20 protein-coding genes are annotated in these 25,295 nt (G+C 58.6%); 10 read left to right on the forward strand and 10 right to left on the reverse strand.

Translation table 11 applies throughout. The features are described 5' to 3' along the window. Positions 1-118 precede the first annotated feature (118 nt). Both ACTG36_RS07730 and ACTG36_RS07735 read right to left on the reverse strand, forming a co-directional pair. The gene (locus ACTG36_RS07730; RefSeq protein WP_375280835.1) at positions 119-667 is read right to left on the reverse strand and encodes a GNAT family N-acetyltransferase; all 549 of its coding nucleotides are present in this window, start codon (positions 665-667) and stop codon (positions 119-121) included. Positions 668-1,095: 428 nt separating this feature from the next. Further along, a complete protein-coding gene (locus ACTG36_RS07735) occupies positions 1,096-1,818 on the reverse strand; it encodes a tyrosine-type recombinase/integrase (protein ID WP_439141929.1) in 723 nt (240 codons plus the stop codon). Between the two features lie 87 nt (positions 1,819-1,905). On the opposite strand from ACTG36_RS07735, the gene ACTG36_RS07740 reads away from it, so the two are divergent. Continuing rightward, complete coding sequence (locus ACTG36_RS07740) at positions 1,906-2,079, forward strand: hypothetical protein (protein ID WP_439141931.1); 174 nt, start codon at positions 1,906-1,908, stop codon at positions 2,077-2,079. A gap of 915 nt (positions 2,080-2,994) precedes the next feature. Here ACTG36_RS07740 and ACTG36_RS07745 read toward each other — a convergent pair. From ACTG36_RS07745 to ACTG36_RS07755, 3 genes are all read right to left on the reverse strand, one after another. Beyond that, a complete protein-coding gene (locus tag ACTG36_RS07745) occupies positions 2,995-3,174 on the reverse strand; it encodes a hypothetical protein (protein WP_375280833.1) in 180 nt (59 codons plus the stop codon). Positions 3,175-3,856: 682 nt separating this feature from the next. Further along, entirely contained in the window at positions 3,857-5,053 is a 1,197-nt protein-coding gene (gene kynU / locus ACTG36_RS07750; protein WP_375280832.1) for a kynureninase, read from the reverse strand. 81 nt (positions 5,054-5,134) lie between these two features. After that, positions 5,135-6,163, reverse strand: coding sequence for a LacI family DNA-binding transcriptional regulator (locus ACTG36_RS07755; protein WP_439141933.1), 1,029 nt, complete (start codon positions 6,161-6,163; stop codon positions 5,135-5,137). Between the two features lie 177 nt (positions 6,164-6,340). Here ACTG36_RS07755 and ACTG36_RS07760 point away from each other — a divergent pair, with 177 nt between their 5' ends. The 5 genes from ACTG36_RS07760 (at position 6,341) to ACTG36_RS07780 (ending at position 12,217) form a co-directional block, all read left to right on the forward strand. Next, positions 6,341-7,864, forward strand: a complete 1,524-nt coding sequence (locus tag ACTG36_RS07760) for a sugar ABC transporter ATP-binding protein (protein ID WP_375280830.1) — start codon at positions 6,341-6,343, stop codon at positions 7,862-7,864. A 68-nt stretch (positions 7,865-7,932) separates the two neighbouring features. Beyond that, positions 7,933-8,880, forward strand: a complete 948-nt coding sequence (locus ACTG36_RS07765; protein ID WP_375280840.1) for an ABC transporter permease — start codon at positions 7,933-7,935, stop codon at positions 8,878-8,880. 101 nt (positions 8,881-8,981) lie between these two features. Next, the gene (locus ACTG36_RS07770) at positions 8,982-9,929 is read left to right on the forward strand and encodes a substrate-binding domain-containing protein (RefSeq protein ID WP_375280829.1); all 948 of its coding nucleotides are present in this window, start codon (positions 8,982-8,984) and stop codon (positions 9,927-9,929) included. 75 nt (positions 9,930-10,004) lie between these two features. Then, positions 10,005-11,060: a sugar phosphate isomerase/epimerase family protein gene (locus ACTG36_RS07775; protein WP_375280828.1), complete on the forward strand. Its 1,056-nt coding sequence runs from the start codon at positions 10,005-10,007 to the stop codon at positions 11,058-11,060. Beyond that, positions 11,060-12,217, forward strand: a complete 1,158-nt coding sequence (locus ACTG36_RS07780; protein WP_375280827.1) for a Gfo/Idh/MocA family protein — start codon at positions 11,060-11,062, stop codon at positions 12,215-12,217. Before ACTG36_RS07775 ends, ACTG36_RS07780 begins: the two co-directional genes overlap by 1 nt. Before the next feature lie 54 nt (positions 12,218-12,271). Here the strand turns inward: ACTG36_RS07780 and ACTG36_RS07785 are convergent, their stop codons facing one another. From ACTG36_RS07785 to ACTG36_RS07800, 4 genes are all read right to left on the reverse strand, one after another. Next, the gene (locus ACTG36_RS07785; protein ID WP_375280826.1) at positions 12,272-13,483 is read right to left on the reverse strand and encodes an NAD(P)/FAD-dependent oxidoreductase; all 1,212 of its coding nucleotides are present in this window, start codon (positions 13,481-13,483) and stop codon (positions 12,272-12,274) included. Further along, positions 13,480-15,183: a hydantoinase B/oxoprolinase family protein gene (locus ACTG36_RS07790; protein WP_439141937.1), complete on the reverse strand. Its 1,704-nt coding sequence runs from the start codon at positions 15,181-15,183 to the stop codon at positions 13,480-13,482. Before ACTG36_RS07790 ends, ACTG36_RS07785 begins: the two co-directional genes overlap by 4 nt. Beyond that, positions 15,180-17,267, reverse strand: a complete 2,088-nt coding sequence (locus ACTG36_RS07795) for a hydantoinase/oxoprolinase family protein (RefSeq protein ID WP_375280824.1) — start codon at positions 17,265-17,267, stop codon at positions 15,180-15,182. The genes ACTG36_RS07790 and ACTG36_RS07795 overlap by 4 nt, the downstream gene beginning before the upstream one ends. A gap of 100 nt (positions 17,268-17,367) precedes the next feature. Further along, positions 17,368-18,267 (reverse strand): LysR family transcriptional regulator, encoded by a 900-nt coding sequence (locus tag ACTG36_RS07800; protein WP_375280823.1) that lies wholly within the window; start codon positions 18,265-18,267, stop codon positions 17,368-17,370. 469 nt (positions 18,268-18,736) lie between these two features. On the opposite strand from ACTG36_RS07800, the gene ACTG36_RS07805 reads away from it, so the two are divergent. Further along, the gene (locus tag ACTG36_RS07805; RefSeq protein ID WP_375280822.1) at positions 18,737-19,936 is read left to right on the forward strand and encodes a DUF4331 family protein; all 1,200 of its coding nucleotides are present in this window, start codon (positions 18,737-18,739) and stop codon (positions 19,934-19,936) included. Positions 19,937-20,010: 74 nt separating this feature from the next. Here ACTG36_RS07805 and ACTG36_RS07810 read toward each other — a convergent pair whose 3' ends face one another. After that, positions 20,011-20,715 (reverse strand): Crp/Fnr family transcriptional regulator, encoded by a 705-nt coding sequence (locus tag ACTG36_RS07810; RefSeq protein WP_375280821.1) that lies wholly within the window; start codon positions 20,713-20,715, stop codon positions 20,011-20,013. A gap of 196 nt (positions 20,716-20,911) precedes the next feature. Here ACTG36_RS07810 and ACTG36_RS07815 point away from each other — a divergent pair, with 196 nt between their 5' ends. From ACTG36_RS07815 to ACTG36_RS07825, 3 genes are read left to right on the forward strand one after another with little or no spacing between them, the layout of a single operon-like run. Beyond that, positions 20,912-23,152, forward strand: a complete 2,241-nt coding sequence (locus tag ACTG36_RS07815; protein ID WP_375280820.1) for a pyridoxal phosphate-dependent decarboxylase family protein — start codon at positions 20,912-20,914, stop codon at positions 23,150-23,152. A gap of 55 nt (positions 23,153-23,207) precedes the next feature. Continuing rightward, complete coding sequence (locus tag ACTG36_RS07820) at positions 23,208-24,365, forward strand: FIST signal transduction protein (protein ID WP_375280819.1); 1,158 nt, start codon at positions 23,208-23,210, stop codon at positions 24,363-24,365. Then, on the forward strand, positions 24,362-25,207 hold the full coding sequence (locus ACTG36_RS07825; RefSeq protein ID WP_375280818.1) for an adenylate/guanylate cyclase domain-containing protein: 846 nt from the start codon (positions 24,362-24,364) through the stop codon (positions 25,205-25,207). The genes ACTG36_RS07820 and ACTG36_RS07825 overlap by 4 nt, the downstream gene beginning before the upstream one ends. Positions 25,208-25,295: the final 88 nt, after the last annotated feature.

Genomic DNA, 25,295 nt, shown 5'->3' on the forward strand with positions numbered 1-25,295 from the left:
CCGAAACCGGTCTTTGGCGCAGTTGCAGCGAATTGGCGCTTTGTCCCGCAGAGCAGACCTTGATGCAGGCTGCAGCGAACGTCTCCTTCAAGCCCAATCCTCTCCAAAAGATCTATTCTTAAGGCTCAACCAGCGAGCGCTCCATGAAATAGACTTTGTCCCGCCAAGCGTCCGGGAAGCCCGCGGGGTGCGCCATATCAACGAAACCAGCGCCCCTATACATTGTGCGTGCATGCGTCAAAAACGTCGCCGACGAGAAAAATACACTGCTGTATCCGTCCGCTACCATCTGCGCGAACATGCTTTCCAGCAGCTTTCGACCAAGCCCATTGCCCCTGCCCTTTACGCTCACGAACATGCGATGGAATTCAGCGACGCCCGGACCTGCCTCTTTATACATCACACATCCGGCGGGAATTCCGTTGACAGAGGCAACAAGGATGCCTCCACCTGGTCGCTTGTGTCGCTCAGGCAGTTCTTCAAGGGTCGCTTGAAACTTTTCGGGATCCATCGGATGCTCGATCTCAGTCGGCCAATCGGGATCGTCTTTCGTCGGCCAATCGCTCGGGTAGTTTTCCCAGTGCCAATCCAACCATTCTTGGCAGAGTTTACGTGCTGCTTCGACATCTGCGTTATCGCGGGCTAACCGCACGACGATTCCTGTCATTCTCCAACCCCGTTGATCGCCTGTACGACAAACGGTGCTGTCGTGGTCGATCAAAGTCAATCGAAAGCCCAATGAAGCGGTCTTCACTAGGACTAGATCAATGATAGCTTCGCCCCAAAAGCAGACATCTCATTAGGCAACACTGAACGTCCGCTTTTGAGCAAAGCTGAGCCGATTTGGGGTTTACTACTGAACTGGTAAAACTCTGTTCAAACACAGTGTTTTAGTTTGCTGTGTTCAACATAGTAAATACCGCCCTGCCCTACATAAGCGCTATCGCACAGTTTTTCGCACACCGTGTTTTCGAACTTAATTAATGCTTGCTTTCAATAGCTTATTTAAAACGCAAATCTTGAAAATCCTCGTGTCGGTGGTTCGATTCCGCCCCTGGGCACCATTTAATAAGCTGATATATTTATGTTTTCTGCTCATGGCTGATCCTCGTTTCGGTCAGGTTTGACGCTTTTCTGCGAAGGTTTGACACTTTCCGCCCGCCTTCGGTTCTTTTTTTCCAATGTGGCCATGGTCTGGCGGTTCTTGTCGGCAAGGTTCGCTGACCGCGAATAGGGCCGCGCCATGGACGGTGTTTTCTGGCCCAGAAGGTCCGCGATGCGGCGTTCGTCGATGCCTGCTTCGCGTAAAGTCGTGGCGACGGTGTGCCGCAAGCCCTTGAGGGTCAGGCCTTTTTCGATAAGGCCTTCATTCTCAAGGGCGGTTTTGAAGCGGTGCCAGACTGTTGAGAAGCCGTTGTAGGGCCAGGCTTCGCCGCGCGAATTGGACAGCACGGTTTCGGCCTCGTGACTTGGCATGCGGTCAAGGGCGGTTTGAAGCGTCGGGCTGACCGGAATCGCGACCTCTTCACCAGTCTTGCCGCGAACGCCCCAGATCGTGCCGTCATCGACCTGATCCTTCCGCAGTCGCAGAGCATCCGACGGATCGAGGCCAGTGTTCATCATCAAAGCAAGCGCAACACGCACATGAGGCTTGGCTTTGCCCATGACAGTGTCGCGTTCTTCGATAGTCCAGGGACGGTTTGCATAGGCGCGGTCGCGTGGGCGGCGCTTGGGAATGACATCCTTCGCGAAGTTGGCCGAGATCAGTCCCTTTGGGATGTTGTAGCGAAAGACCTCACTCAGAAGCGTTCGCACCATGTTCGCCCGCCGCCATGGCATCGACCTTGGCCAACAGGCAACGCCGTATGTTTGCTTGTTCGTGCCTTTTAGCAAGCTCCAGAAGAGATGAAAGACGTGCAGCAGACTGTGTTTGGTTGCATTCTGGCGCTGTGCCTCGCGTTCAAGTTGATTGATCCGATCTTGGTTCTGCCGCACAACTTGCCGTTCATATCTGGCGGTTTGAACATCCCGCTGTTTGATCTCTGCCAGAACAACAATTTCGGTTATGATTTCATGTAACTTTGTCTCCAGGGCGGCGTCTTCGGCGTCTTTCCGGATTTTGGCGGGCTCTTTGGTTTCGCCATGCTTGCTCACGGTCAACATAAGCGGTGCTTGGGTCGTTCCGTTGCCTTGTTCGTCCTCAGACTTTCCACAAATCCGTAAGCCTACGAAGACGCTCTGGTGGCAAATTTAATTGATTGCCGACGTTGGCTCATCCATTTGGGGGAGGATTATACCGCCAAAATCAGCAAGCGCATTGAACAGGGCATACCGAATGCATTTGATGCGTTTTGTAGGGTTTCCGTGGTATCTCGGAACGCCCTGGTTGATCTGGACAGCCGAATGGACTTGAGCACGTAGGTCATCAATCGACATTTCAAATTCTGGTGGAGACAAATCTGGACCACTCCTTGGCCGACCGATGCGGATGCAGTCTGACATTCCTGGTGGGCGAGTTGGCAATGGGACTTTTGATTTTCGCTTTCCGGTACGGACCTTTGACCAGTATCCGCGTGGTGGGGTTGGCACCTGGTGTTCGTGGCATGCCGCAGCGATCAAGGTCGCTGACACACCCATTTTTGGTGCCAACTTCTTCATTGGCTCTAACCAAACTAACTCGAACAGTTCTTGCCGCGAGTATGTACCGTAGGTTTTCAATTCAAGGTGTTGGTCGTAGTTGGATCGGCAGTCGAGGCTCGGGGTATACGGACTTGATTTGATCAAGTCGGGTCACATCAAGTTCTGGCACTCATTATCTGTTGGTTTTCTGTTCCGCGCGGAATTGGAATAGTGAAGTGTCGCTGCATGCCGCTGTGCTTACGCATCTCAACTCATCCGTCAACAAGTCAGGTAGGCATTAGGATGCCGGTTGAGCTTCTTCTGAAGCCTGAGAAGTTGTTGTCAGCCAGCTAATGTTGACAGTTATCGGATCAACTAGCAGCGAAGGTCAAAGAGACGTGAAAGGTTTTCATTGGGAGCCTCATTAGCTTCAAGCGCATCGGCAAAATCGTCGAAAGTCGCAAGTGTGAGCTTCGTTGACGTGCCATGTTGAACTGCGAAATCAGAACCTTGCATTTGCTTCTCTGTTGGTGGATTTCCATCGCCTTTTTTCACCTGCCACCTCCTTTTGCCTACTAGCTTCCGATTACTACGCCCGCTAGCACGAAATCAGCAAGTTTTCAGGCAGCCCGTGTGGCTTGATTTCTACTCCGCGTGTTCATGCCTAGTTTAACACATCGCTAGCACAGTCTGTTTTTTATCTAACAATATCAATAATTTAACCCATCATGACGCGCATTGAAAATCCTCGTGTCGGTGGTTCGATTCCGCCCCTGGGCACCATTTAACTCTCTAATATCGCAGTTTTCTGTCCTTGGTCGCACATCGGTCTGATGGCGCGTGTTTGGCGTTTGTGGCTTATTGTGGTTCAGCCGGCGGTTTTACGTGCGCCCGGAACCTTGGCGGCGTCGCGCCCGAGGGCTGCGTTTGAAATGCGGGTCGCAGTGCCGGGCTGATCGGCTGGAGTGTTTGGCGTGGGCATCGGGGATGCCCGACACATGCGTGCCTCAGATGTTATGGGGCTAGTCTCACATAGGGGCACCGTCAATTGCGAAACGCCCCCGGTTAAAGTCTGAGGGTCAGTCCGGAGCGCCAATGGGGACCGATCAAAGGCGCCCTCTGGTGGATGGCCTTAAGCGCCGGATGCAATGGGTGCGGATGCACAAGGACCACGGCCACGGGCTGTCCGCGGGCCTTGGACGGATATTGTGCGGTGCCGCCCTTCGTGCCGTGCGGGTCAGGTGACCTGTCCGCGCACCTGAAACCGGTCTTCTTTCCACGTTTCGTTTTTCAAGATGTCTTCGAGAACAGCCGCAGCTTTCAGGATATCGTCTTCGTTGATGAAAAGCGGCGTGATGCCAAAACGCATGATGTCCGGGGCGCGGAAATCGCCGATGACGCCTTGAGAAATGAGAGCCTGCATACAGGCGTAGCCGTGTTCAAACCGGAACGCGATATGACTGCCGCGCTGGTTGGGATCGCGCGGGCTGGCCATGGTGACACCTGGGCAACGGGCCTCAACCTGTGTGATGAACAGGTCGGACAGTTCAACCGCGCGGGCGTGGACGTCATCCATATCGACCTGATCCCAAACATCGAGTGCTGTGGACAACAGATTGAACGACGCGATGGAGGGCGTGCCGATGCGCATCCGCGTGATCTGACCCGGAACAGGGCGGAAATCGGTGTCAAAGGTAAAGGGGCTTTCGTGGCCGTACCAGCCCGACAGGAACGGCTCCACCGTGTCCAGAAGGCGCGGGGCCACGTAGATAAACGCCGGAGAACCGGGGCCGCCGTTGATGTATTTGTAGGTGCAGCCCACAGCGAAATCGACATCACTGCCCGCCAGATCGACGGGGATGGCACCGGCGGAATGGGCCAGATCCCAGACCACCACGGCACCGTGGTGGTGGGCCTTTTCGATGATCGCCTTCATGTCGTGGCGGCAGCCATTGCGGTAGTCCACTTCGGTGATCATGACCACGGCGACGTCATCGGTGATGTTGTCCAGCACGTCCTGCGGATCGGGGAGGCGCAGTGCGTATCCGTCGTCTTTCAGCCGCATCAGACCTTCGACCATGTAAAGGTCCGTCGGAAAATTGCCGTTGTCAGACAGGATTACCTTCCGGTCCGGCACCATGGCTAGTCCGGCAGAGACCGCCTGAAACACCTTGATCGACAGCGTGTCGCTGACCACGGTCGTTCCTGGGGCCGCCCCGATCAGACGGGCGATCCGGTCGCCCAGTTCATTGGTTTGCATCCACCAGCCCTTAGTGTTCCAGCCTTTGATCAGTTCTGTCCGCCATTCGTCCCGCAAAAAGGCGGTCATTTTTTCGGGTGCGGCGACCGGCATGGGGCCAAGGGAATTGCCGTTCAGGTAGATCATGCCGTCGGGGATATCGAACATCTGGCGGGTTTGGGTGAAGTCGGTCATCTGGGGTCTCCGTCGGGGGGGGGTGTCGCGGCATTTGCGGATGAAATGGCGTCGCATGGGGGCGTCGTTTGGCAGTGCGCGTTAGGTGTTTTGACGTTGGGCGCAGCTTTCGCGGACCATAAGGTCGCCGTGGAACAGAGCGTCTGATTGCGTTGACTGGGGGTCTGCGATCCGGTCGAGAAGGCGGGTCATGGCCTCTTCCCCGATTTTGGCACGGGGCTGGCGGATGGTTGTCAGCGCGGGCGTGATGTTTTTCGAAAACGGAATGTCATCGAAACCCACGACCGAAAAATCCTTGGGCACGTTGTAGCCGCGCAATTGCAGCGCGGAGACGACGCCGAAGGCGATGTTGTCGTTATGACAAAAGAAGGCGGAGGGAAGTGTGTCTTTGATGAACATCCGTTCCACCGCCGACCGGCCCCCTTCGCTGGTGCCGTCCGTTTCGATGCGCCAGTCCTGCAGCGGAACGGATGCTTCGTTGAGGCCGCGTTTGTAGCCTTCGTGGCGCAGATCGCTTAGCACGTCCGAGGACCCGCCGGACACATAGGCCACGTCCTTGTGGCCCAGCGACACCAGATATTCAGTGGCGACCTTGGCCGCCGTCACATCATCGATGCCCACGTAGCAGACGTCTTCTTTTTCGACGGGACGCCCGACTGCGATGACGGGGGGCAGCGAGTGCAGGGGCAGTTTGGGCCAGCCTGCGACGGGCAGGTGGCCTGTTGTCAAAAGTAGGCCATCGACCATGCCCGTGGACAAGAACCCCATGTATTTTTCTTCGATGGGGATGTTGCCTTCGGTGCTGCCGATCAGAACGCCGTAGCCACGTTCGTTGGCGACCTTTTCCATGCCGGTCAGAATGCCTGCGAAGTTCGGCTCCGCGATAGAATTGGTCAGCACCAGCACCATCTGGGACCTCCGCATCCGCAGGTTCTGTGCCATGGCGTTGGCCACATAGCCTGTCCGTGCGATGGCAGCCGTGACGCGCTTGCGTGTGCTTTCCGCGACCTTTTCGGGGTGTCGAATCGCGCGACTGACCGTGGCGATGGACACACCGGCAAGCTTGGCAACGTCATCGATTGTGGCTTGTTTCGGCGCCTGGTTGGTCATTGTGCCCTTTGATCAGGCGCTTTCAAAAGGCCCGTATTTTGATTGACTTAGCCGACCATACCTGCGGATGCGCGGTGAGAAAAGGTTTACATCGCCAAATGTAAAGGTTTACACAAATCATGAAAAGGTTTACATCATGTGCAGCCAAATACGATCAGGGAATTCCGGGGAGGGGATATGCTTGATGATGCCAACGCGCGGGCTTCGGTGCTTGAGGCGTCCAATATCAGTAAATCGTTCGGATCGGTTCCTGTCTTGTTCAGCCTGTCGATGGATTTGCGCGCCGGAGAGGTGCATGCGCTGATAGGCGAAAATGGCGCTGGCAAGTCGACCTTCATGAAGGTCCTTGCCGGATTTCACCAGCCGACCAAGGGACGCATCAAGCTTGATGGCAAGGAAATCACATTGCCGCCCAACGGGGAGGCCGAGGCCCTTGGCGTTGTTCTGATCCACCAAGAACTGAACTTGGCCGAACAGATGACGGTCGAGGAAAACGTTTTTCTAGGCCGTGAGATTTCACGCTTTGGCATGCTGGACCGGGTTGAAATGCGCCGGTTGGTGCAGGGCTATCTGGATCAGGTCGGGTTGGACATTCGCCCCACGGACCGCGTGTCGGACCTGTCCATTGCCGAAAAACAGATGGTTGAGATTGTCAAAGCGATCAGCCGCGACGCCCGTGTGTTGATCATGGACGAACCGACCGCCGTGCTGACCGAGGTCGAGACCGAGATGTTTTTCGAACAGGTCCGCCGGTTGCGCGACAGCGGCGTCAGCATCATGTTCGTGTCCCACAAGCTGGCCGAGGTTGAGGCGATTTCAGACCGGATCACCGTGCTGCGCGACGGGCACTGGATCACCACAACGGCCACGTCGGATTTGAACACCGAAGCCATGGCGCAACTGATGGTGGGACGCGAATTGTCGGACATGTATCCGCCGGTCAATGAGGTCGACGTGGATGCGCCGGTGATCCTCAAGGTTGAAAACCTGACCGCGCCGGGTTGCCGCAACATCGGTTTTGAATTGCGGCGGGGGGAGATTTTGGGCTTTTCCGGCTTGGTGGGATCTGGCCGCAGCGCGCTGGTTGAGGCGATCGTGGGGCTAGAACCCATCACCGCAGGCCAGATCACCTACGAGGGCGAGGCGTTCAAACCCACAACGGTCGCGCGATCCCGCGATAAGGGCATCGTGTATCTGACCAAGGACCGCAAGGAAAAGGGCCTGTTGTTGGGCCAACAGATGCGGCCCAATCTGACGCTTCTGGCGCTCAGCAAATTTGCGAACGCATACGGGATCAATCGCGCCGCCGAAGACGAGGCCATGGCCCGTGCCACCCGCCGTTTTGACATTCGCGCAAAGACGCCGGAGTCGCTGGTTGGTAATCTGTCCGGCGGCAATCAGCAAAAACTGTTGCTGGCCAAGGTGATGGAGGCCGCCCCTAAGGTGCTGATCGTGGATGAACCCACCCGCGGCATCGATGTGGGCACCAAGCAGCAAATCTACCATTTCCTTGCCGCTTTGGCGCTGGAAGGGGTGTCGATCATCGTCATCTCATCTGAAATGCCCGAGGTGATCGGCATGTCGCACCGCGTGGTTGTCATGCGCGAAGGCGAGATCGCCGGCGCGCTGAGCGGCGACGATATCAACGAACAAGAGATCATGCGCTATGCCGCAGGGTTGAAGAATAGGAACACCGCATGACCGACGCGAACACGCACCCCGCACCTTCCAAGCCGTCATGGCGGTTCGACATCAAGACCTACGGGCCGATGGTGGCCTTGGTTTTGCTGTGCATCTTGGGCTACGTCCTGAACCCCGCATTCGCGAGCGAAGGCAACCTGACCAACATCCTGACGCGGTCGGCCTTTATCGGGATCATCGCGGTGGGGGCGACCTTTGTGATCACCGCAGGCGGGATTGATTTGTCGGTGGGGTCCATGGCGGCGGTGATTTCGGGCGTGATGATCATCACGATGAACAGCGCCATTGAAACCTTTGGGCCGGGTCTGACGACAGTGATCCTGGGCTGTGGTTTTTCCATCATCCTCGGCCTTGGGGCCGGGTTCATCAACGGTTTCCTGACGACCAAAGGTAAGATTGAGGCCTTTATCGTGACCCTTGGCACAATGGGCATTTTCCGGTCGTTGGTGACGTATTTCGCGGACGGGGGCACGCTGGCCCTCGATTTTGGGATCCGTGGTGTGTACCGGCCCGTCTACTACGGTGATTTTCTGGGGCTGCCCGTGCCGATCTGGGTCTTTGCCTTTGTGGCGCTGGTCGGTTGGTTCGTCCTGAACCGCACCACCTTCGGGCGCTATTGCACGGCCATCGGGTCAAACGAGGGCGTGGCGAAGTATTCCGCTGTCAACGTCGACCGGATCAAAACGATGACCTACGTTATCCAAGGTCTGTGCGTGTCGCTGGCCACCATCATCTATGTGCCCCGCCTTGGGTCGGCATCCGCATCGACAGGTGTGCTGTGGGAATTGGAAGCGATTGCCGCCGTGATCATCGGCGGCACGGTCCTCAAGGGCGGATATGGCCGCATCGGGGGCACCGTCATTGGGGCGCTGATCCTGACGACCATTGGCAACATCCTGAACCTTACAGATCTTGTGTCCAATTACCTGAACGGGACGATGCAGGGTCTGATCATTATCATCGCTGTCTGGCTGCAACGTGGCCCGTGGCAAAAGAAGGCCGAAGGCCAAACCTAAAGCTTAATACGAATTCAATCAGAGCGTGGAGGCGCTTTGGATGAAAGAACGGACGCGTCCGAACGGAGAAGATGCGCCCAAATGTCAACGGAGGAAACGACATGAAATCACTGACAACACTCAGCGCAGCGCTGCTGATCGGCATGGCCGGTGCAGCAAGCGCACAAGACACCATCAAGATCGGTGTCAGCTATCCGACCCCCACCCACGCTTGGGCGTCAGGCATGAACTGGCACGCGGAACAGGCGGAGCAACGTCTTGAGGCGCTTTATCCGAATGTGGATCTGATCCTCATCAACTCACCCGATCCGGCCGCACAGGCCAGCGCGCTTGAAGACCTTGTGTCGGTGCACAACATCGATGCTTTGGTGGTGCTGCCCTTTGAATCAGAGCCGCTGACCGATCCGGTGTTGCAGGTGAAGGAAACCGGTGCGCTGATCACCGTGGTGGACCGTGGCCTCAGCCAGCCGGGCATTGAAGATATCTATGTGGCAGGCAACAACCCTGAACTGGGCCGCGTGTCTGCGGAATATATGATGACCCGTCTTGAAAGCGGCGACAATATCGTCGTGCTGCGCGGCATCCCCACGTTGATCGACAACGAACGTTTTGACGCCTTCATGGAGACCATCGACGGGTCCGGCATCAACGTGTTGGATCACAAGCACGCCAACTGGAACCGTGATGACGGCTACGAAGTGATGCAGGATTTCCTGTCGCGTTTTCCCGACATCGACGCGGTCTGGGCGCAGGATGATGACATCGCCATCGGTGTTGTGGCCGCCCTTGAGGAAGCAGGGCGCACAGGCGATGGCATGTTCGTGGTCGGTGGCGCTGGCATGAAGGAAACCATCAAAGGCATCATGGACGGCAACGAACTGGTCCCCGTTGATGTTCTGTACCCACCATCGATGATCGCCACGGCGATGGATGTGACGGTAAACGCCTTCATGTCCAATGGCCCAGTGGCCGGTCGCTATATCTTGGGGGCAACACTGATCACCCAAGAAAACGCAGCGGCGTTCTATTTCCCAGATTCTCCGTTCTAATACGTCAGAACAGAGACCTCCCGTGGCGGGGGACATACATCCCCCGCCACATCCCAACCGATCAGGAGAACACCGATGAAGACGATAAAGGGCCCTGCGTTGTTTCTGGCGCAATTCGCCGGTGACGACGCCCCGTTCAACAGCTGGGACGCCATCACAAAATGGGCCGCAGAGTGCGGCTATAAAGGCGTGCAAGTGCCCAGTTGGGACGCGCGGTTGATTGACCTTGGACAGGCCGCTGCGTCCAAGACTTATTGCGACGACGTTTTGGGTCAGGCCCGTGAAAATGGCGTTGAGGTCACGGAACTGTCGACCCACCTGCAAGGCCAGTTGGTCGCGGTCCATCCCGCCTATGACACGGCGTTCGACGGCTTTGCCGCTCCTGACGTGCGCGGCAATCCCAAAGCGCGGCAGGCTTGGGCTGTGGATCAGGTGAAACTGGCGCTGGCCGCCAGCCGCAACATGGGGATCACAGCCCATGCGACATTTTCCGGCGCGCTGGCGTGGCCCTATATTTACCCGTGGCCCCAGCGCCCCGCCGGTCTGGTTGAAACCGCGTTTGATGAACTGGCCGCCCGCTGGCGCCCGATTTTGGACTATGCGGATGAGATGGGCGTGGACGTCTGTTATGAAATCCACCCTGGCGAAGACCTGCATGACGGCGTGACGTTCGAGATGTTTTTGGACCGTGTGGACAACCACGCACGCTGCAACATGCTGTATGATCCGTCGCACTACGTGTTGCAGTGTCTCGATTACCTCGACAACCTCGACATCTACAAAGACCGGATCAAGATGTTCCATGTGAAGGATGCGGAGTTTAACCCCACGGGGCGTCAGGGCGTCTATTCGGGCTACCAGCCTTGGGTGGACCGCGCGGGGCGGTTCCGGTCGCTTGGCGATGGTCAGGTGGATTTCAAAGCGATCTTTTCCAAACTGGCCGCGATGGATTTCGACGGCTGGGCCGTGGTCGAATGGGAATGCGCGTTGAAACATCCAGAGGACGGCGCGCGCGAGGGTGCGCAGTTCGTCAAGGATCACATCATCCGCGTGACCGAACGCGCCTTTGACGATTTCGCCGATGGCGGCACGGATGAGGCCGCGAATCGCAAAATGCTGGGGATTGACTGATGGTACAGGGACGCGCAGTGGAAACAGGCCGCCGCATCCGTTTGGGCATGGTCGGCGGGGGCAAGGATGCCTTCATCGGTGATGTGCACCGCATCGCCAGCCGCATCGACGACAAGTTCGATCTTGTCGCCGGTGCGCTGTCTTCCACCCCCGACAAGGCGCGCGAGAGTGGTGAGGCCTTGGGGTTGGAGCGCATCTACAGCGATTTCAATGAAATGGCACAGGCCGAAGCTGCCCGCCCCGACGGGATTGAAGCCGTGTCGATCGTCACGCCCAACCACGTGCATTTCGCTGCTGCCAAGGCGTTCTTGGACGCGGGCATCCATGTGATCTGTGACAAGCCGCTGACATCTACGCTGGAGGACGCCAAGAAACTGGTGGCTGTGGCAGAAGCCTCGGACGCCTTGTTTATCCTCACGCATAATTACACCGGTTACCCCATGACCCGCCAAGCGCGTGAGATGGTGGCCTCCGGCGCGCTGGGCAATATCCGCGTGGTGCAAGTGGAATACGCCCAAGATTGGCTGACGGTTGAGCAGGATTTCAAACAGGCCGAATGGCGCACGGACCCCAAACGGTCCGGTGCAGGCGGATCCACGGGTGACATCGGCACCCACGCCTACAACCTTGCCTGTTTTGTGACAGGGCTTGAGGCGGAGAGCCTTGCCGCCGACATTCAGGCCTTCGTGCCGGGGCGGCAGGTGGACGACAACGCCCATGTGATGCTGCGGTTTGCCGGTGGCGCGCGGGGGATGCTGTGGTGTTCGCAGGTGGCCCCTGGCAATGAAAACGCCCTGAAGCTGCGCGTCTACGGCGACAAAGGCGGGCTGGAATGGTGTCAGGAGGACCCGAATTATTTGTGGTTCACTCCCTTTGGCGAACCCAAACGTCTGATCACCCGCAACGGGGCAGGGGCTGGGGATGCCGCAAACCGCGTCAGCCGCATCCCGCCGGGCCACCCTGAGGGGTATCTCGAAGGCTTCGCCAATATCTACGCTGAGGCTGCGGCCGCCATCGTCGCGGCCCGCACGGGCGATGCCCCTGCCAGCGATGTGATCTACCCGACGGTTCAGGACGGGTTGAAAGGTGTGCAGTTCGTGTCGGCCTGCGTCGCGTCCTCGGCCAACAATGCGGCTTGGACCGATCTGGACCATTAGAAAACTGCGCGGGGCCTTCGCGGGCCCTGCGCGATTTGCGCCTGCGTGACGGCGCTAGATGATCGCCTTTTCGATGATCTTACGGCCCGCTGGAATACGGTCGTAATGGAACTGGGTCATGTCCAAGGTTTTGTAGTGGCCGTGGACCATGATCTCAGCCGTGCTGCGCCCCATGGCAGGGGATTGTTGCAGCCCGTGACCAGAGAACCCGCCCAGGAAGAAGAAATTTTCGACCTCCATGTGGGGTCCCAAAATCGCGTTGTGATCGAAGGTGTTGTAGGCATAGTGACCGGCCCATTCCGACTGCACCTTGATTGTTTCGAATTGGGGGATGCGGGTCGCGAGGATGGGCCAGACGTGGGCCTCCCACAGGGTGTGATCCATCCCGAAATCATCGTAATCCACCGCCGGATCAATGTCCGAATGGCCGCCACATTGATAGGTGCCACCGCCGTTTTCACGCACGTGCACACCGGAGGGATCGATGGTCAGCGGCAGGTCGCGGTCCAAGGGGTGTTCGGCGGAAAAGATCCATGAATAGCGCTTGCGCGGTTCTACCGGCACGTCGATGCCTGCCATGCGGGCGGTGCGTGCTGCGCGCGGGCCAGATGCGTTGAGGAGTTGACCGCAGGCAATCACCTCGCCCGATTTCAACGTGACACTTTCCACACGGGTGCCAGCGGCGTTCTTGGTGATCGCGACCACCTCGTTTTCCACATATTCCACCCCCCGTTCGCGGGCAGATTTGCGCCACCAGTCAAACACCGCCGTGGCGTCCCAGAACCCTTCGTCGACCAGATTGATGGACCCAAGCACGATGTCATCGACGTTATAGAACGGATAGGCCGCCTTGATCTGGTCTGGCGTCATCAGCTGGGTCGCGGCACCGGCGGCCAGCTGCACCTGCTGGCTTTCGCGCAGCACATCGGCAAAGGCGTCATTGTCGGCCAGATACATATAGCCAAACGACCGGATCGTAAGATCCGGCACGCGGTCATCATGGCCCATGTAGCGCGGCAGGTTTTTCACGAAGTCGGCGGCAAACTGGCTGATGCGCACGTTCAATTCGCCGGAAAACTGCTGCCGCATGCACGAATTGGTGTGCATGGTTGATGTGTTCTCATACGTCAGATCGCGGTCCACCACGAGGACGGAGCCATCAAAATCCGCGTCATCGGACAAAAACCATGCGGCCGACGCACCCATAATGGCGCCGCCAATGATGACCACGTCATAGGTTGTCTGTTGGGGGGCTTGGGTTTTCATGGGGTGTCTCCTTTGGCGACGGCGGCCTGCACGTCTGCGATATCGTCGGCGGACAGGCCATAGTCGCGGGCCGCGACCTCAGCCGAGATATAGCCGCGCGCCAGATCGCGTTTCACGAGGGCCTTGGGACGCTCCGCCGGATCGCCGTAGCCCGCCCCACCAGGGAAGGCCATGACAACGCGCCGCCCGTGGGCCACGAATTGCTTGCCTTTGCCGCGCATGGGGGTGCCGTCGTCTTGGGCGATGGTGGTGGGCGCTCCGGCCCCACCGCCACGGCGGCCGCGTGCAGGGTGATCCACGCGGTCGAACATGGCCTGAATGTCAAATTCATGCCCCTCATGCGCGCCGACTTCCATGTATTGGCCCAAGCCCCCACGGGTCTTGCCCGCGCCGCCTGAATCGGGGCGCAATTCTTTGCGCCAAATGATGACGGGGCCCGCGTGTTCCGTGGCCTCGATCGGCATGGTCATCACGCCGGAGGGGAAGGCCGTGGCGTTCAGCCCGTCGTGTTCAGGGCGCGCACCGGAGCCGCCGGAGTTGAAGGTCAGAACCTCGGACCGGCGGGCGTGGGGCGGGGCAGGGGCGTCCGTACGGGGCCGCAATGACACCTGGAAATTGCACAAACAGCCCGCCCCTTCGGCGGGCACCAGACCGGGCACGATTTTGTCAAAGGCATCATACACCGCGTCAGGAACGAAATGCCCCACGATGTGGCGCAAGGCCACGGGGGCGGGGTGCAGGGCGTTGACGATGGAATTTTCCGGCGCCTCAATTTCAAAGGGTGCCAGCGACGCCGCATTGTTGGGGATTTCGGGCGCAATGGCGACCTTCAGCGCGTAGCAGGCATAGGCCTTGGCGTAGACCAGCGGACAGTTGATGCCCTTTTTGTCCAAACCGGACGATCCGGTGAAATCGGACACGATCCGGTCGCCTTCGACACTGACCCTGACCTTCAGCGTGATGGGGCGGTCAAAGCCGTCCATCGTCATCTCACCGGTTGCGGCTTTTTGGGGCAGGGCCGCGATGCGTTTAATGGTGGCGCGGCGGGAGTTTGTGAGGATGAAATCGGCAATCCCGTCCAGATCGGACAGGGCGAATTCTTCCATCATATCCACAAGGCGACGGTGGCCGATTTCATTGCAGGTGGCCAGCGCATAGATGTCCCCGATCAGCTGATCGGGTTCACGGACATTGCCACGGATGATGCGGGTGAGGGTTTCGTCGACCGTACCGCGATCCGCGAATTTCATGATCGGGATGTAGAGGCCCTCTTCATAGACAGAGTGCGCATCCGCCCCGAACCCGCGCCCGCCAATGTCGACGATATGTGCGGTGCAGGCGAAGAACCCCACAAGTGCTGCGCCATGAAACGACGGCGTGACCAAGGTGATGTCGTGCAGGTGGCCAGTGCCTTCCCACGGGTCGTTGGTGATGTAGACATCGCCTTCGTGGATGTTGCCCGGCCCAATGCGGCGGATGAAATGGGCCACCGCGTCGGCCATGGCGTTGACGTGACCGGGGGTGCCTGTGACCGCCTGCGCCAGCATCTGGCCCTTGACGTCATAGACACCTGCGGACAGGTCCCCCGCCTCACGCACGGAGGTGGAAAAGGCTGTGCGCACAAGGGCTTGCGCCTGTTCTTCGACGACGGAAATCAGGCGGTTCCACATGACTTGATAGGCGACATTGGACTGGGTCATTGGGCGGCCCTTTTCAGAATTATGTCAATACAGCCGTCCGGCTGGCAGATGGCGTCACGGCTGGCGGGGACGATGATGGTGGTCTCGTCCTCGATCACGGCCACGGGGCCCGCGGCCCGCGCGCCGGTGGCCATATCCGCACGGTTCACAACCTTCGCGTCGGTGAAGGCGGCGGAGGCCGCGTCGAAAATGGGGCGGGTGCCGCTGGGTGTTGCCATGTCGGGGCCGGTGGTTTCATCCGTGCGCGCGACGGGGTCTGGCGGCGTTGTGGCGTTGACCGACCAGACGGTGATTTCGATGTCCATGCCCTCGACGGGCCGCCCGAAGAGTTTGGTGTAGTCTTCGATAAAGCGCGCCTCAAACGTGGTGGCGTCGGGGGCCATGGCCTGTTCTTCGGTCAGGGTGATGGGAATTTCCCAGCCCTGACCGGTGTAGCGCATGTAGACTTTGAATTCCGACAGGATCGGGCTGTGGTCATCACAGGTGCGCACAAATCCTGTTGCCTCGGCCTGCAAATCCGTCAGCAGGGATTTGATCCGCGCGGGGTCAAAATCACTGAGCTTCATGTAGACGCTTCGGTTCGCCTCAAAGGAAAAGGGGGCGCGCAGGAACCCGATGGCGGATCCGACGCCCGCACCGGGGGGCACAAGGCAGCGGTCCACGCCCAGCTTTTCGGCCAGACGACCGGCGTGCAGGGGGGCGGCACCGCCAAAGGCGATCATGGTATATTCGCTGAGGTCTTCGCCATTTTCGACCGCATGGACCCGTGCGGCGTTGGCCATGTTTTCGTCGACCACTTCGGCCACGCCAAAGGCCGCTTCGACCGCGTCCATATCCAACGTGTCGCCCACCTGCGCGGTGAGGGCGGATTTGGAGGCATCGGCGTGCAGTTGGATGGACCCACCGGCGAAATTGTCGGGGTCAAGCTTGCCCAAGATCAGGTCCGCATCGGTCACCGCAGGGCGGTCCCCGCCACGGCCATAGCAGGCGGGCCCGGGTTCAGAGCCTGCACTTTCGGGCCCCACGCGGATTTGGCGCAGGGCATCCACATGGGCCAGCGACCCGCCGCCCGCGCCGATTTCCACCATGTCGATCACGGGGATCGAAATCGGCATGCCGGAGCCTTTTTTGAACCTGTAGGTGCGGGCGACCTCAAACACGCGGGAGGTTTTGGGCGTCTGGTTTTTGATCAGGCAAATCTTGGCGGTGGTGCCGCCCATGTCGAAGGACAACACCTTGTCCAACCCATAGCGTGCGGCGATGTGGGCCGCAAAAACGGCCCCACCCGCGGGGCCGGATTCCACCAATCGCACAGGAAAATCGGCGGCATTCTGGATCGAGATAATGCCCCCGCCCGAGTGCATCAAAAAGATGCGGCAGGCGACACCTTCGGCCTGCAACCGGTCCTCAAGGCGGCCCAGATAGGACGCCATCAGCGGCTTGATATAGGCGTTGGCGACGACCGTGTTGAACCGTTCATATTCGCGCATTTGGGGCGAGACTTCGGAGGAAATCGACACCGCCACATGGGGCAGTTTTTCAACCAGTACATCGCGCACCAGTTCTTCATGCGCGGGGTTGAGGTAGGAATGGATGAGCCCCACCGCGACGCTTTCAAAGCCCGCTTGCGCGATTTGGTCGACGACGGCTTCAACTTCGACCCGGTCGATATCGACAAGGATTTGGCCCTTGGCATCCACGCGGCCTGCCACGGTGAACCGCATCTGGCGGGGCAGCAGCGGGTCGGGCAGGTTGAGGTTCAGGTCATATTGTTCAAAGCGCGATTCCGTGCGCATTTCAATGACATCGCGAAAGCCTTGCGTCGTGATCAGTGCCGTTTTCGCGCCGCGCCGTTCGATGAGCGCATTGGTGGCGAGGGTCGTGCCGTGGATGATTTGGTCAATATCGGCGGGGGCAACACCGGCCTTGGCGCAGACCTGATGCATCCCGTCGATGATGGCGTTTTCGGGGGCGGCATAGGTGGTCAGCACCTTGGTTGAAAACGGCACACCGTCCTTTTCCAACACCACATCGGTGAAGGTGCCGCCGATATCGACACCAAGACGAACGGAAGGTTTGGCCATTGGGGGCTCCTACAAGGGGGTGGGGGCAGAAGGCCCCAAATGAAAGAAAAGATCAAATTGATTAAATTAGTATCCCTGATCAAGTAAAGTGATCAAAAGGTCAGGGAGTGAGCATCGCGGCCTTTGCGATTTTGACGGTTTCTGCGACAAAGCGTGCAGATCGGTCGGGGGCGTGACGGGCAAAGAACATCAGGGGGTTGGGCGTCCAGTCCAATGTGATTTTGTGCAGATTGCCCGCCGTGATGTCATCCGCGACAAGGCGTTCGGGCAACATGGCCACGCCCATCCCCTCAAGCACCATGGGCACGCAGGCCGACAGGGCGCTGGAATGCACGATGCGTTCGCGCCGCAGGCCGCGGTCCTTGGCGATCTGATGGAGCGCGGCGCAGGCTTGGGTGTGTTTGGCGTGTGTCAGCACCGTCAGATCAAAAACATCGCGCAGGCTGGGGGCCGCTGGAAGCTGGTCGCGCAGGTCCGAATTCGCGACCCAGCAATAGGGTTCGCGCCCCAGCGTCTCACGCGCGAAAGCCTTGGATTTAAAAGGCTCGGTCTGTAGGGCGAGGTCCAGCTTGCCTTCCATCAGGCGCGCGTCAATGGCGGTCGACAGGTCGACTTCAAGCTGGATGCGCAGCTTGGGATAGACGTGGCGGACGCGGCGCACGAAGCTTTGCAGCCACGTGCAGGCGACCAGTTCTGTCACCCCCAGCCGCAGGGTTTCTGTGATCAATTCGCGACGGTCGGCCTCTTCTATCAGGGCCTCCCCCGCCCAAAGCACATCGCGGGCTTTGGGCAGCAGTTTGTCCCCATCGGCCGTCAAGCGCACAGCGCCGCTGTCGCGGATCAGCAGGGTCACGTTCAACGCCGCCTCAAGCGATGCGATACGGGCGGAGATGTTGGGTTGGGTGGTGCCAAGGGCAGCTGCTGCGGCGCGAAAGGTGCCGGTGTCGACAACGAAGGCGAAGGCTTCGAGTTGTTTGAAGGTGATTTGGTTTTTTATCATATCGCTCGCCACGATCATTGAGAATGATCGTCACCTTACCTGCCAAGGCCGATTGGGCCAGACGTTTTGCGCGCAAGGGGCCGAAAAAAGTGAACCCCGGCGACCTTGATGTGCACTCACACTCACATCAAAATCGCCGGGGCCGGAAAAGGGATCGTTCTAAAAAGGTATTCTCAAATAAAGACATCCGCTGCTGTTTGAGGCATGACGGACGTGGTTCGGCCCCGGTACGTACTCTAAACAGTAGGACCGATGAGAAGGTTTTGACACGAAGGCCACTGGCCGTTCTGTGTCCGCGCGCACAGAATTAAAATTTTCTTAATCCTAAATCGAAATGACCGGAGACGGTGAGACGCGAAGTGCCCGAAAAGAGCCATAGGTTCAGCGGTGTCTTGCACCTATGGTGGCGTGAAGCGGCGTTTGTTTTTCCGGCCGCTGGAAGAAATTAACCTAAAAGATGAGGTCCAATATGTTTCGAGTGATGTGCCACGTGGTGGCGTTTAGTTTATCAACAGTTGGCGCGGTTCATGCGTCTGATCACCGCGATGCGCCGCTGACGCAGGCCAATCCAATGTCCGACATTGGCGATGTGTTCTTGTTCAAAGGCGAGCAAGAGGGCGGTTTGGTGATGGCGATGACCCTGAACCCGTTGTCGGGCAGCGGTGCGCCGGGGACACTGGGATCAGGCGACATTCGTCTTGATCCGGACCTGATCTATCAATTCAAGATCGATACCAACGATGATGCCATCGCCGATCTGGCCTATAAAATCCGTGTGCGTGACATTGACGGTGGCGGCCAGCGCCAAACGCTTGAGATGCGGCTGGCCAGCGGGGCCGATGCGATTTCGAACGAATGGCGCGGCGTGGATCAGGGGTTTGGGCACACAACCGCGCTGAATACGGCGCTTGAGGTCGTGAACGGAAAATCCGGTGAGTTGCTGTTTGTCGGCCCCCGTCGCGATCCGTTCTTTTTTGATTTCAGCACGGTCGTGGCCCCAGCGGCTTTGGCGATCAAACAGGCGTTGTCGGGGGGCGATGGCCTGCCTGCGCTGCCCACATCGATCGGGGCCTTTGGCGAAAGCGACATGACCTTGATCGTGCTTGAGGTGCCGTCGCTCGTGGGTCAGACGTTGAATTTCTGGACAGTGGTGTCCAAGGAAAACGGCGATGCGGTGGACCGGATGGGCCGTGCGGGCATTCAGGGGATTTTCTTTGTGGACCCGCCGTTGGGCTACAACGCGGAATATTACCTGCCGGTGAACCCCGACTATGCGACCGTGGGCGATTACAACAATGCCTATAACGCCAGCCGTCCGGTGGATGATCCGGCAAACTTCGGTGACCAGTTCACGTTTAGCTTTGAACGGCTTGAGGTGTCGCAGGATGATATCGCGGACAAGGTGGCGTTTTATACGCCCGATATGCTGCGGTGGGACCCCAGCGCGCCTGCGGGCTATCCCAACGGGCGCAGCTTTGCGGAGGATGCGATTTACTGGACGATCAAGGATGTGAACCCGTTTTTCTTCGCCGATCCCACGTCCTTCTTGCCCCGCATGTCCGATCAGGATCTGAACTTGCAGCATTTCCCTTACGTGCCGCCATCGATCAATCAGGCCTATGGGGCAGGGTTGCCGGTGACGCCTGTCGCGCCGATCTACATGGATTGAGGGACGGTTTGACCTGACCCATCAGGGGCCCTGCCAGCGATGGTGGGGCCCTTATGTATTCAGAAGGTGCGCGTTCAGCTGTCCGCCATTTCCAAGCCGTCCAACAGACCGTCACAGTTTTTGATCAGAATGCTTTTGCGGCTGGCCTCAATCAGGCCCGCTTTGTTGAGGCGGGTGATGGCGCGGCTCACGGCCTCACGGTTGGCACCGATGAAGGTGGCGATTTCTTCGTGGGTGGGGACCGCGTCCAAGGTGGCACCGTCGACCAGCTTGCCCTGCTCTTGCGCCAATCGCATCAGATGCAGGCGGACGCGCGTGCCCACGTCATGGACCACAAGGCCGAACATCCGTTCGTTCATGGCGCGCACCCGTTGGGCCAGTTCAATGGCCAGATTGACGGCCAAACGCGGTTGGCTTGTCATCAGCGCGTTGAACTGCGCGCCTTTCAGGCGGGCCACGACCACATCTTCCTTGGCCGACACCGTCACGGACCGTGCCTGCCCATCAAGGGCTGCCATTTCCCCAAAGAACGTGGCCATGCGCATTTCGGTAAAGACGATTTCCCGTCCGCTTTCGGCGACCAACTGGCCGATGACCGATCCCGACAGCAGAAAATAAACGTCATCATCCGTGTCCCCGAAGTGGAAAATTACCTGACCGGGGGGGAACCGCTGGATTTGCACCATCTGCGCCACGTCCGTCACATCCGCGTCCGTTGCCCCGCGAAACAAAGCATTCTTGGACAGCAATCCATTCAGATCGGGGGCATGCGTTGACATGGTGGTGTTCCTCAGCGCGCGGGGGCGGTTCGGACGGTAACCCGCACAACGGGTGGGGGACGTCTGTGTCGTGGCACACAGACGGTAAAATTCGTCCGTGCAAACTGCCAATTTGCATATAAGGTTTACCCTGCGTCAGCAAGAACTGCGCGCCTCCGTGGGGCAATTAATTGAATGATTTCTCGAAGGAATACTGATGTCTAAGAAAGATATTTCCGCAAAATTGATGGCGTTCCATGCCGCCCAAAAAGCGCAAGGCCATATGAGTTTGAAAGACAAACCCGGCACGTCGTCCCTTGCGGGGTGGTTTCTGGGGCCCTTGGCGGAGAACGAGGATATTCTGGCGCGCTCTGTCGGCAAAGCCGTGGGTGCGCATTGCGATGCGCGGCGGGAATATGGCCAGCAGTTTGGCGACCCGAAATATGTGACTGACGACATCAAAGCATCCGAGCCGTTCAAGACCACGGTGCAGGGGTTGGACGAAAATCTGGACGAATTGTTGCACGCCATGCACGGGTCCATTCCTTTGTCGAGCTATCGCAACCAGTCGCATATGTATTGGGACATCACCATGCCCGGTGCCATCGGCTATTTCGCGGCGATGCTGTACAACCAAAATAACGTCGCTGCTGAGGCGTCGCCCGTCACGACCTTGCTTGAGATTGAGGTCGGCAATGATCTGGCGCGGATGCTGGGCTATACCGTGCCCGACGATCCCACAGCACCGGATGCGGGCATCGTGCCTTGGGCGCATATCACCTGTGACGGGTCCGTGGCCAATGGCGAATCCATTTGGGCCGCGCGGAACCTGAAATATCTGCCTGTCACCATGGCCGTCGCGATCCGTGAGATGGACGCGCTGAAAGACGCGCAGGATTTTGAGGTGACGAAGCTGGACGGGTCCAAGGCCAAGCTGGTCGATCTGGATGTCTGGACACAGATGAACCTGCCCATTGACGACGTCATCGCCATGGGCCTGAACCTGCAAGATCAGTGTGGCGTGTCGGCGGAGACGGTGAAGGCCGCCCTTGATGCCTATTCGGTGCAAAACCTTGGGCTTGCGGATTTCCATCACCGGTTTGTAGGCAGTGAAGTGCCCAACTTCCCCATCATCTGTGCGCCGTCTACGCGGCATTATTCTTGGCCCAAGGGTATGGCTCTCATTGGGTTGGGGGCCAATTTCATGCACGACGTGCATGTGGACCGTGATGGCCGGATGCGTGTCGATCTGCTGCGCGAGACGTTGGAAGACTGCCTGCGCAACAAACGCCCCATTCTTGAGGTCGTGGCCGTCATCGGATCGACCGAAGAAAGTGCTGTGGACCCGCTGGCCGATATTCTGGACCTGCGCGATGAATACCGCGCCAAGGGCCTCGAATTCACGGTGCATGTGGATGGCGCATGGGGCGGCTATTTCGCGTCGATGCTGCGTGAAGCCCCCGATTACAACCCCGACGGCGAAGCCCATGAACCCACGCCCCCCATGGTCATGAGCGATTACGTCCGCCGCCAGTACGAAGCCTTCCCCCGTGCGGACACCCAAACCGTCGATCCGCACAAAGCGGGCTTTATTCCCTATCCCGCAGGGGCGCTGTGTTATCGCAACGGCAGCATGCGCGATCTGGTGGCCTTTACCGCACCTGTGGTCTTCCACGGCGGGGTCGCCCCCACGGTCGGCGTCTACGGCATCGAAGGGTCCAAACCGGGCGCGGCGGCGGCTGGCGTTTACCTGTCCCATTCCATCATTCGCCCCGATCAGTCCGGTTACGGCAAACTTCTGGGCAAATGTATTTTCAATTCAAAACGGCTTTATGCGGAATTGGTCGCCATGGAAGGCGTCGATGAAATCGTCAAAGCGGTACCATTTCAGCGCCTGCCGGCCCAAAAAGATGGCAAATCCGCCGCTGAAATCGCAGAGCAAATCCAATTCATCCGCGAAAAGATTGTCCCGCTTGAGAACCGCGAATTGATTGAATTGATGAAAACCGATGCGGACGTGCGCCGCATTTTCTCCGAAATGGGATCGGACCAGAATATCGTCACTTACGCATTGAATTTTAAGACAAAAGATGGCTGGAACACTGATCTGGCATTGATGAACCAGCTGACAAACACGGTCTATGAAACCCTGTCGATCAGCGAATACAACGGCGGCGAAGTGCCCAAGCAGCCGATGTTTGTCACCGCGTCCAGTTTTGCGCCCTCTGACTACGGTCAACAGTTCGTGGATGAGTTTGGATCGCTGGCTGGTGTGACAGTCACAAAAGACACACCTATTCAGTTTTTGATCTCAACCACGCAAGATCCATGGGTCTCTGCCACAGAAACGGGCAACTATTTGCCTCAAGTGGTAACGAGTCTTAAAACAACTGCAATTGATGTGGCGTTGAAGGTGATGAAGGACAGCGGAATTACACCGCCTCCGCCGTACCGGTGATATTTTCCCCGGCTGGCGGCCTGAGTTTCAGCGCCGCAAGCTTTAGGGGGAAAGCATGCTCAAAATCGGAACAGGTTGGAGCGAGGATTCTGACACGGCGGAAGCCACGCAAGACGCATTGAAATTGGCGCAAGACCAGTTGGGCGGCCAGCCTGCCAAGGCCGCGATGGTGTTTGCGGGCATCGATATGGATCTTGAGGTTCTGACCCGCGAATTGGCCGAGGCTTTGCCCGGTGTGCCGGTCGCTGGCTGCACGACGGACGGCGAAGTCGCGGGGCCTGAGGGCTTTCTTGAGGACAGTGTCGTCATCACATTGTTCGCGTCCGACGCGGTCGACTTTACCGTCGGGATGGGGGCAGGGGCCACCGGCACGCCCGCACAGGCCACCGCCGATGCGGTGAACATGGCCAAGGCCGCGTCCGACAAGGCACCGGCGTTGTGCATCGCCTTGCCCGAAGGTCTGGGCACCAACATTCACCATCTGCTGAACGGATTGCGCGACCAATTGGGCGAAGATTTCCCCATCGTGGGCGGTGCGGCTGGCGATCAGCTGCGGTTCCAAGGCACCAAACAGTTCATGAACCAGACCATCGTCAATGATGCGATGGTGGTGCTGATGATGCATGGGCCGGTGATTTATTCCTGCGGCGTGGCCACGGGGTATGAACCTTTGGGCAACCGCCACACGATCACCAAGGCCGAGGGCGCCACCGTCTATGAGATTGACGACCGCCCTGCGGCAGATCTCTATGCGGATTACTTGCAACAGCCTTCGATCTTCTATCCCCTCGCGGTTTATGAGGAAAAGCGCCAGTCGTTTGTGCTGAGTTCACCGTTGAACTTCGACGAAGAGACAGGCGCGATCCAACTGGTGAATCCGGTTGAAAATGCGGCACGGGTGCAACTGGCCACAGCCACGCGGGATGAAATCGTCGATGCCGCGCGGACGGCGGTGCAAAGCGCCTACGCAGGCTTTCCGTCAAACCGCACACCCGATCTGGCGTTGTTTTTTTCGTGCGCCGGACGGCGCGCCACGCTGGGCACGCGCACAGCCGAAGAATACGAATCCATTGCGGATATCGTGGGTGAAGACATCCCCACATCCGGCTTTTACACCTATGGTGAAATCGGCCCCGATCAGCCGCAGGGCCGGTCCGTGACCCACACCAACGCCTTTCTGGCCGTGCTGCTTGGTACACAAGAAACGGTATGAAAGACGACGGCCCCGATGACCCTTATGCGCTGATTGCGTTGGCCCAAAAGGCCCTGCGTCGGGTCGAAAAGCGGCTTGCGAAATCGGAACTGCGCCGATCGGAACTGGAACACCTGATGGACACCCGTCAGGCGTTTCAGGCGCGCGTTCTGGAACAGGTCGAAGAGGCCAAGACAGAGATCGAAAAGCTGTATGATCGGTTGACAGCAGAACAGGCGCTAACCGAACAATTGTTGTTGTCGATCATGCCCGAAACCGTATCGCGGGAACTGCGAGAGATCGGGTCGGTGACCCCGCAACGGGCGGCCAATGCGACTGTGATGTTCACCGACTTTGTCGAATTCACCCGCCAGACCGAACAGTTGGACCCGACGGAATTGGTCGCGATCCTTGATCACTATTACTCCGCCTTTGACCGGATCGCGGCCGAACATCGTGTCGAAAAGGTGAAGACCATTGGCGATGCGTTCATGTGTGTGTCCGGCCTGAACGGGGAAAACGATGCCGCCGACCGGATGACCGCAGCGGCGCAGGCGATCTTGTCCTTTGTGGCGGCGGGACAGGCGGGGGGGCTGCCATCGGGCATTCCCGCGTGGTCCTTGCGGGTTGGGCTGGCCGCAGGTCCGGTGTCGGCGGGCGTGGTGGGGCACGACCGGCTAAGCTTTGATATCTGGGGCGACACGGTGAATACCGCATCGCGCATGGTCGCGGCGGCCCCTGTGAACGGCGCATTGATGACCCAGCAGGTCTGGGCGCAGCTTTCGTCGCAGGACGGGGTCAGGCCCAAGGGCCAGATCGAATTGCGCGGCAAGGGTCGGGTCGACGTTTACGAAATCGGGTGAGTCGCGCTCTCAACCTTGGCGTGTAATCGAATTGGCTCTCGAATTGGCGCGTCACACTCTGATCGGATGTCTTCTGACGTGTTCTGAA

It is taken from the genome of Pseudooctadecabacter sp. (genome assembly GCF_965657175.1).
Lineage (GTDB): Bacteria > Pseudomonadota > Alphaproteobacteria > Rhodobacterales > Rhodobacteraceae > Octadecabacter.

Coding starts and splice junctions, on each gene's coding strand:
- ACTG36_RS07730 (WP_375280835.1), bottom strand. CDS start 667: ATGACAGGAATCGTCGTGCGGTTAGCCCGCGATAACGCAGATGTCGAA.
- ACTG36_RS07735 (WP_439141929.1), bottom strand. CDS start 1,818: ATGGTGCGAACGCTTCTGAGTGAGGTCTTTCGCTACAACATCCCAAAG.
- ACTG36_RS07740 (WP_439141931.1), top strand. CDS start 1,906: ATGAAAGACGTGCAGCAGACTGTGTTTGGTTGCATTCTGGCGCTGTGC.
- kynU (WP_375280832.1), bottom strand. CDS start 5,053: ATGACCGACTTCACCCAAACCCGCCAGATGTTCGATATCCCCGACGGC.
- ACTG36_RS07755 (WP_439141933.1), bottom strand. CDS start 6,163: ATGACCAACCAGGCGCCGAAACAAGCCACAATCGATGACGTTGCCAAG.
- ACTG36_RS07760 (WP_375280830.1), top strand. CDS start 6,341: ATGCTTGATGATGCCAACGCGCGGGCTTCGGTGCTTGAGGCGTCCAAT.
- ACTG36_RS07765 (WP_375280840.1), top strand. CDS start 7,933: ATGGTGGCCTTGGTTTTGCTGTGCATCTTGGGCTACGTCCTGAACCCC.
- ACTG36_RS07770 (WP_375280829.1), top strand. CDS start 8,982: ATGAAATCACTGACAACACTCAGCGCAGCGCTGCTGATCGGCATGGCC.
- ACTG36_RS07775 (WP_375280828.1), top strand. CDS start 10,005: ATGAAGACGATAAAGGGCCCTGCGTTGTTTCTGGCGCAATTCGCCGGT.
- ACTG36_RS07780 (WP_375280827.1), top strand. CDS start 11,060: ATGGTACAGGGACGCGCAGTGGAAACAGGCCGCCGCATCCGTTTGGGC.
- ACTG36_RS07785 (WP_375280826.1), bottom strand. CDS start 13,483: ATGAAAACCCAAGCCCCCCAACAGACAACCTATGACGTGGTCATCATT.
- ACTG36_RS07790 (WP_439141937.1), bottom strand. CDS start 15,183: ATGACCCAGTCCAATGTCGCCTATCAAGTCATGTGGAACCGCCTGATT.
- ACTG36_RS07795 (WP_375280824.1), bottom strand. CDS start 17,267: ATGGCCAAACCTTCCGTTCGTCTTGGTGTCGATATCGGCGGCACCTTC.
- ACTG36_RS07800 (WP_375280823.1), bottom strand. CDS start 18,267: ATGATAAAAAACCAAATCACCTTCAAACAACTCGAAGCCTTCGCCTTC.
- ACTG36_RS07805 (WP_375280822.1), top strand. CDS start 18,737: ATGTTTCGAGTGATGTGCCACGTGGTGGCGTTTAGTTTATCAACAGTT.
- ACTG36_RS07810 (WP_375280821.1), bottom strand. CDS start 20,715: ATGTCAACGCATGCCCCCGATCTGAATGGATTGCTGTCCAAGAATGCT.
- ACTG36_RS07815 (WP_375280820.1), top strand. CDS start 20,912: ATGTCTAAGAAAGATATTTCCGCAAAATTGATGGCGTTCCATGCCGCC.
- ACTG36_RS07820 (WP_375280819.1), top strand. CDS start 23,208: ATGCTCAAAATCGGAACAGGTTGGAGCGAGGATTCTGACACGGCGGAA.
- ACTG36_RS07825 (WP_375280818.1), top strand. CDS start 24,362: ATGAAAGACGACGGCCCCGATGACCCTTATGCGCTGATTGCGTTGGCC.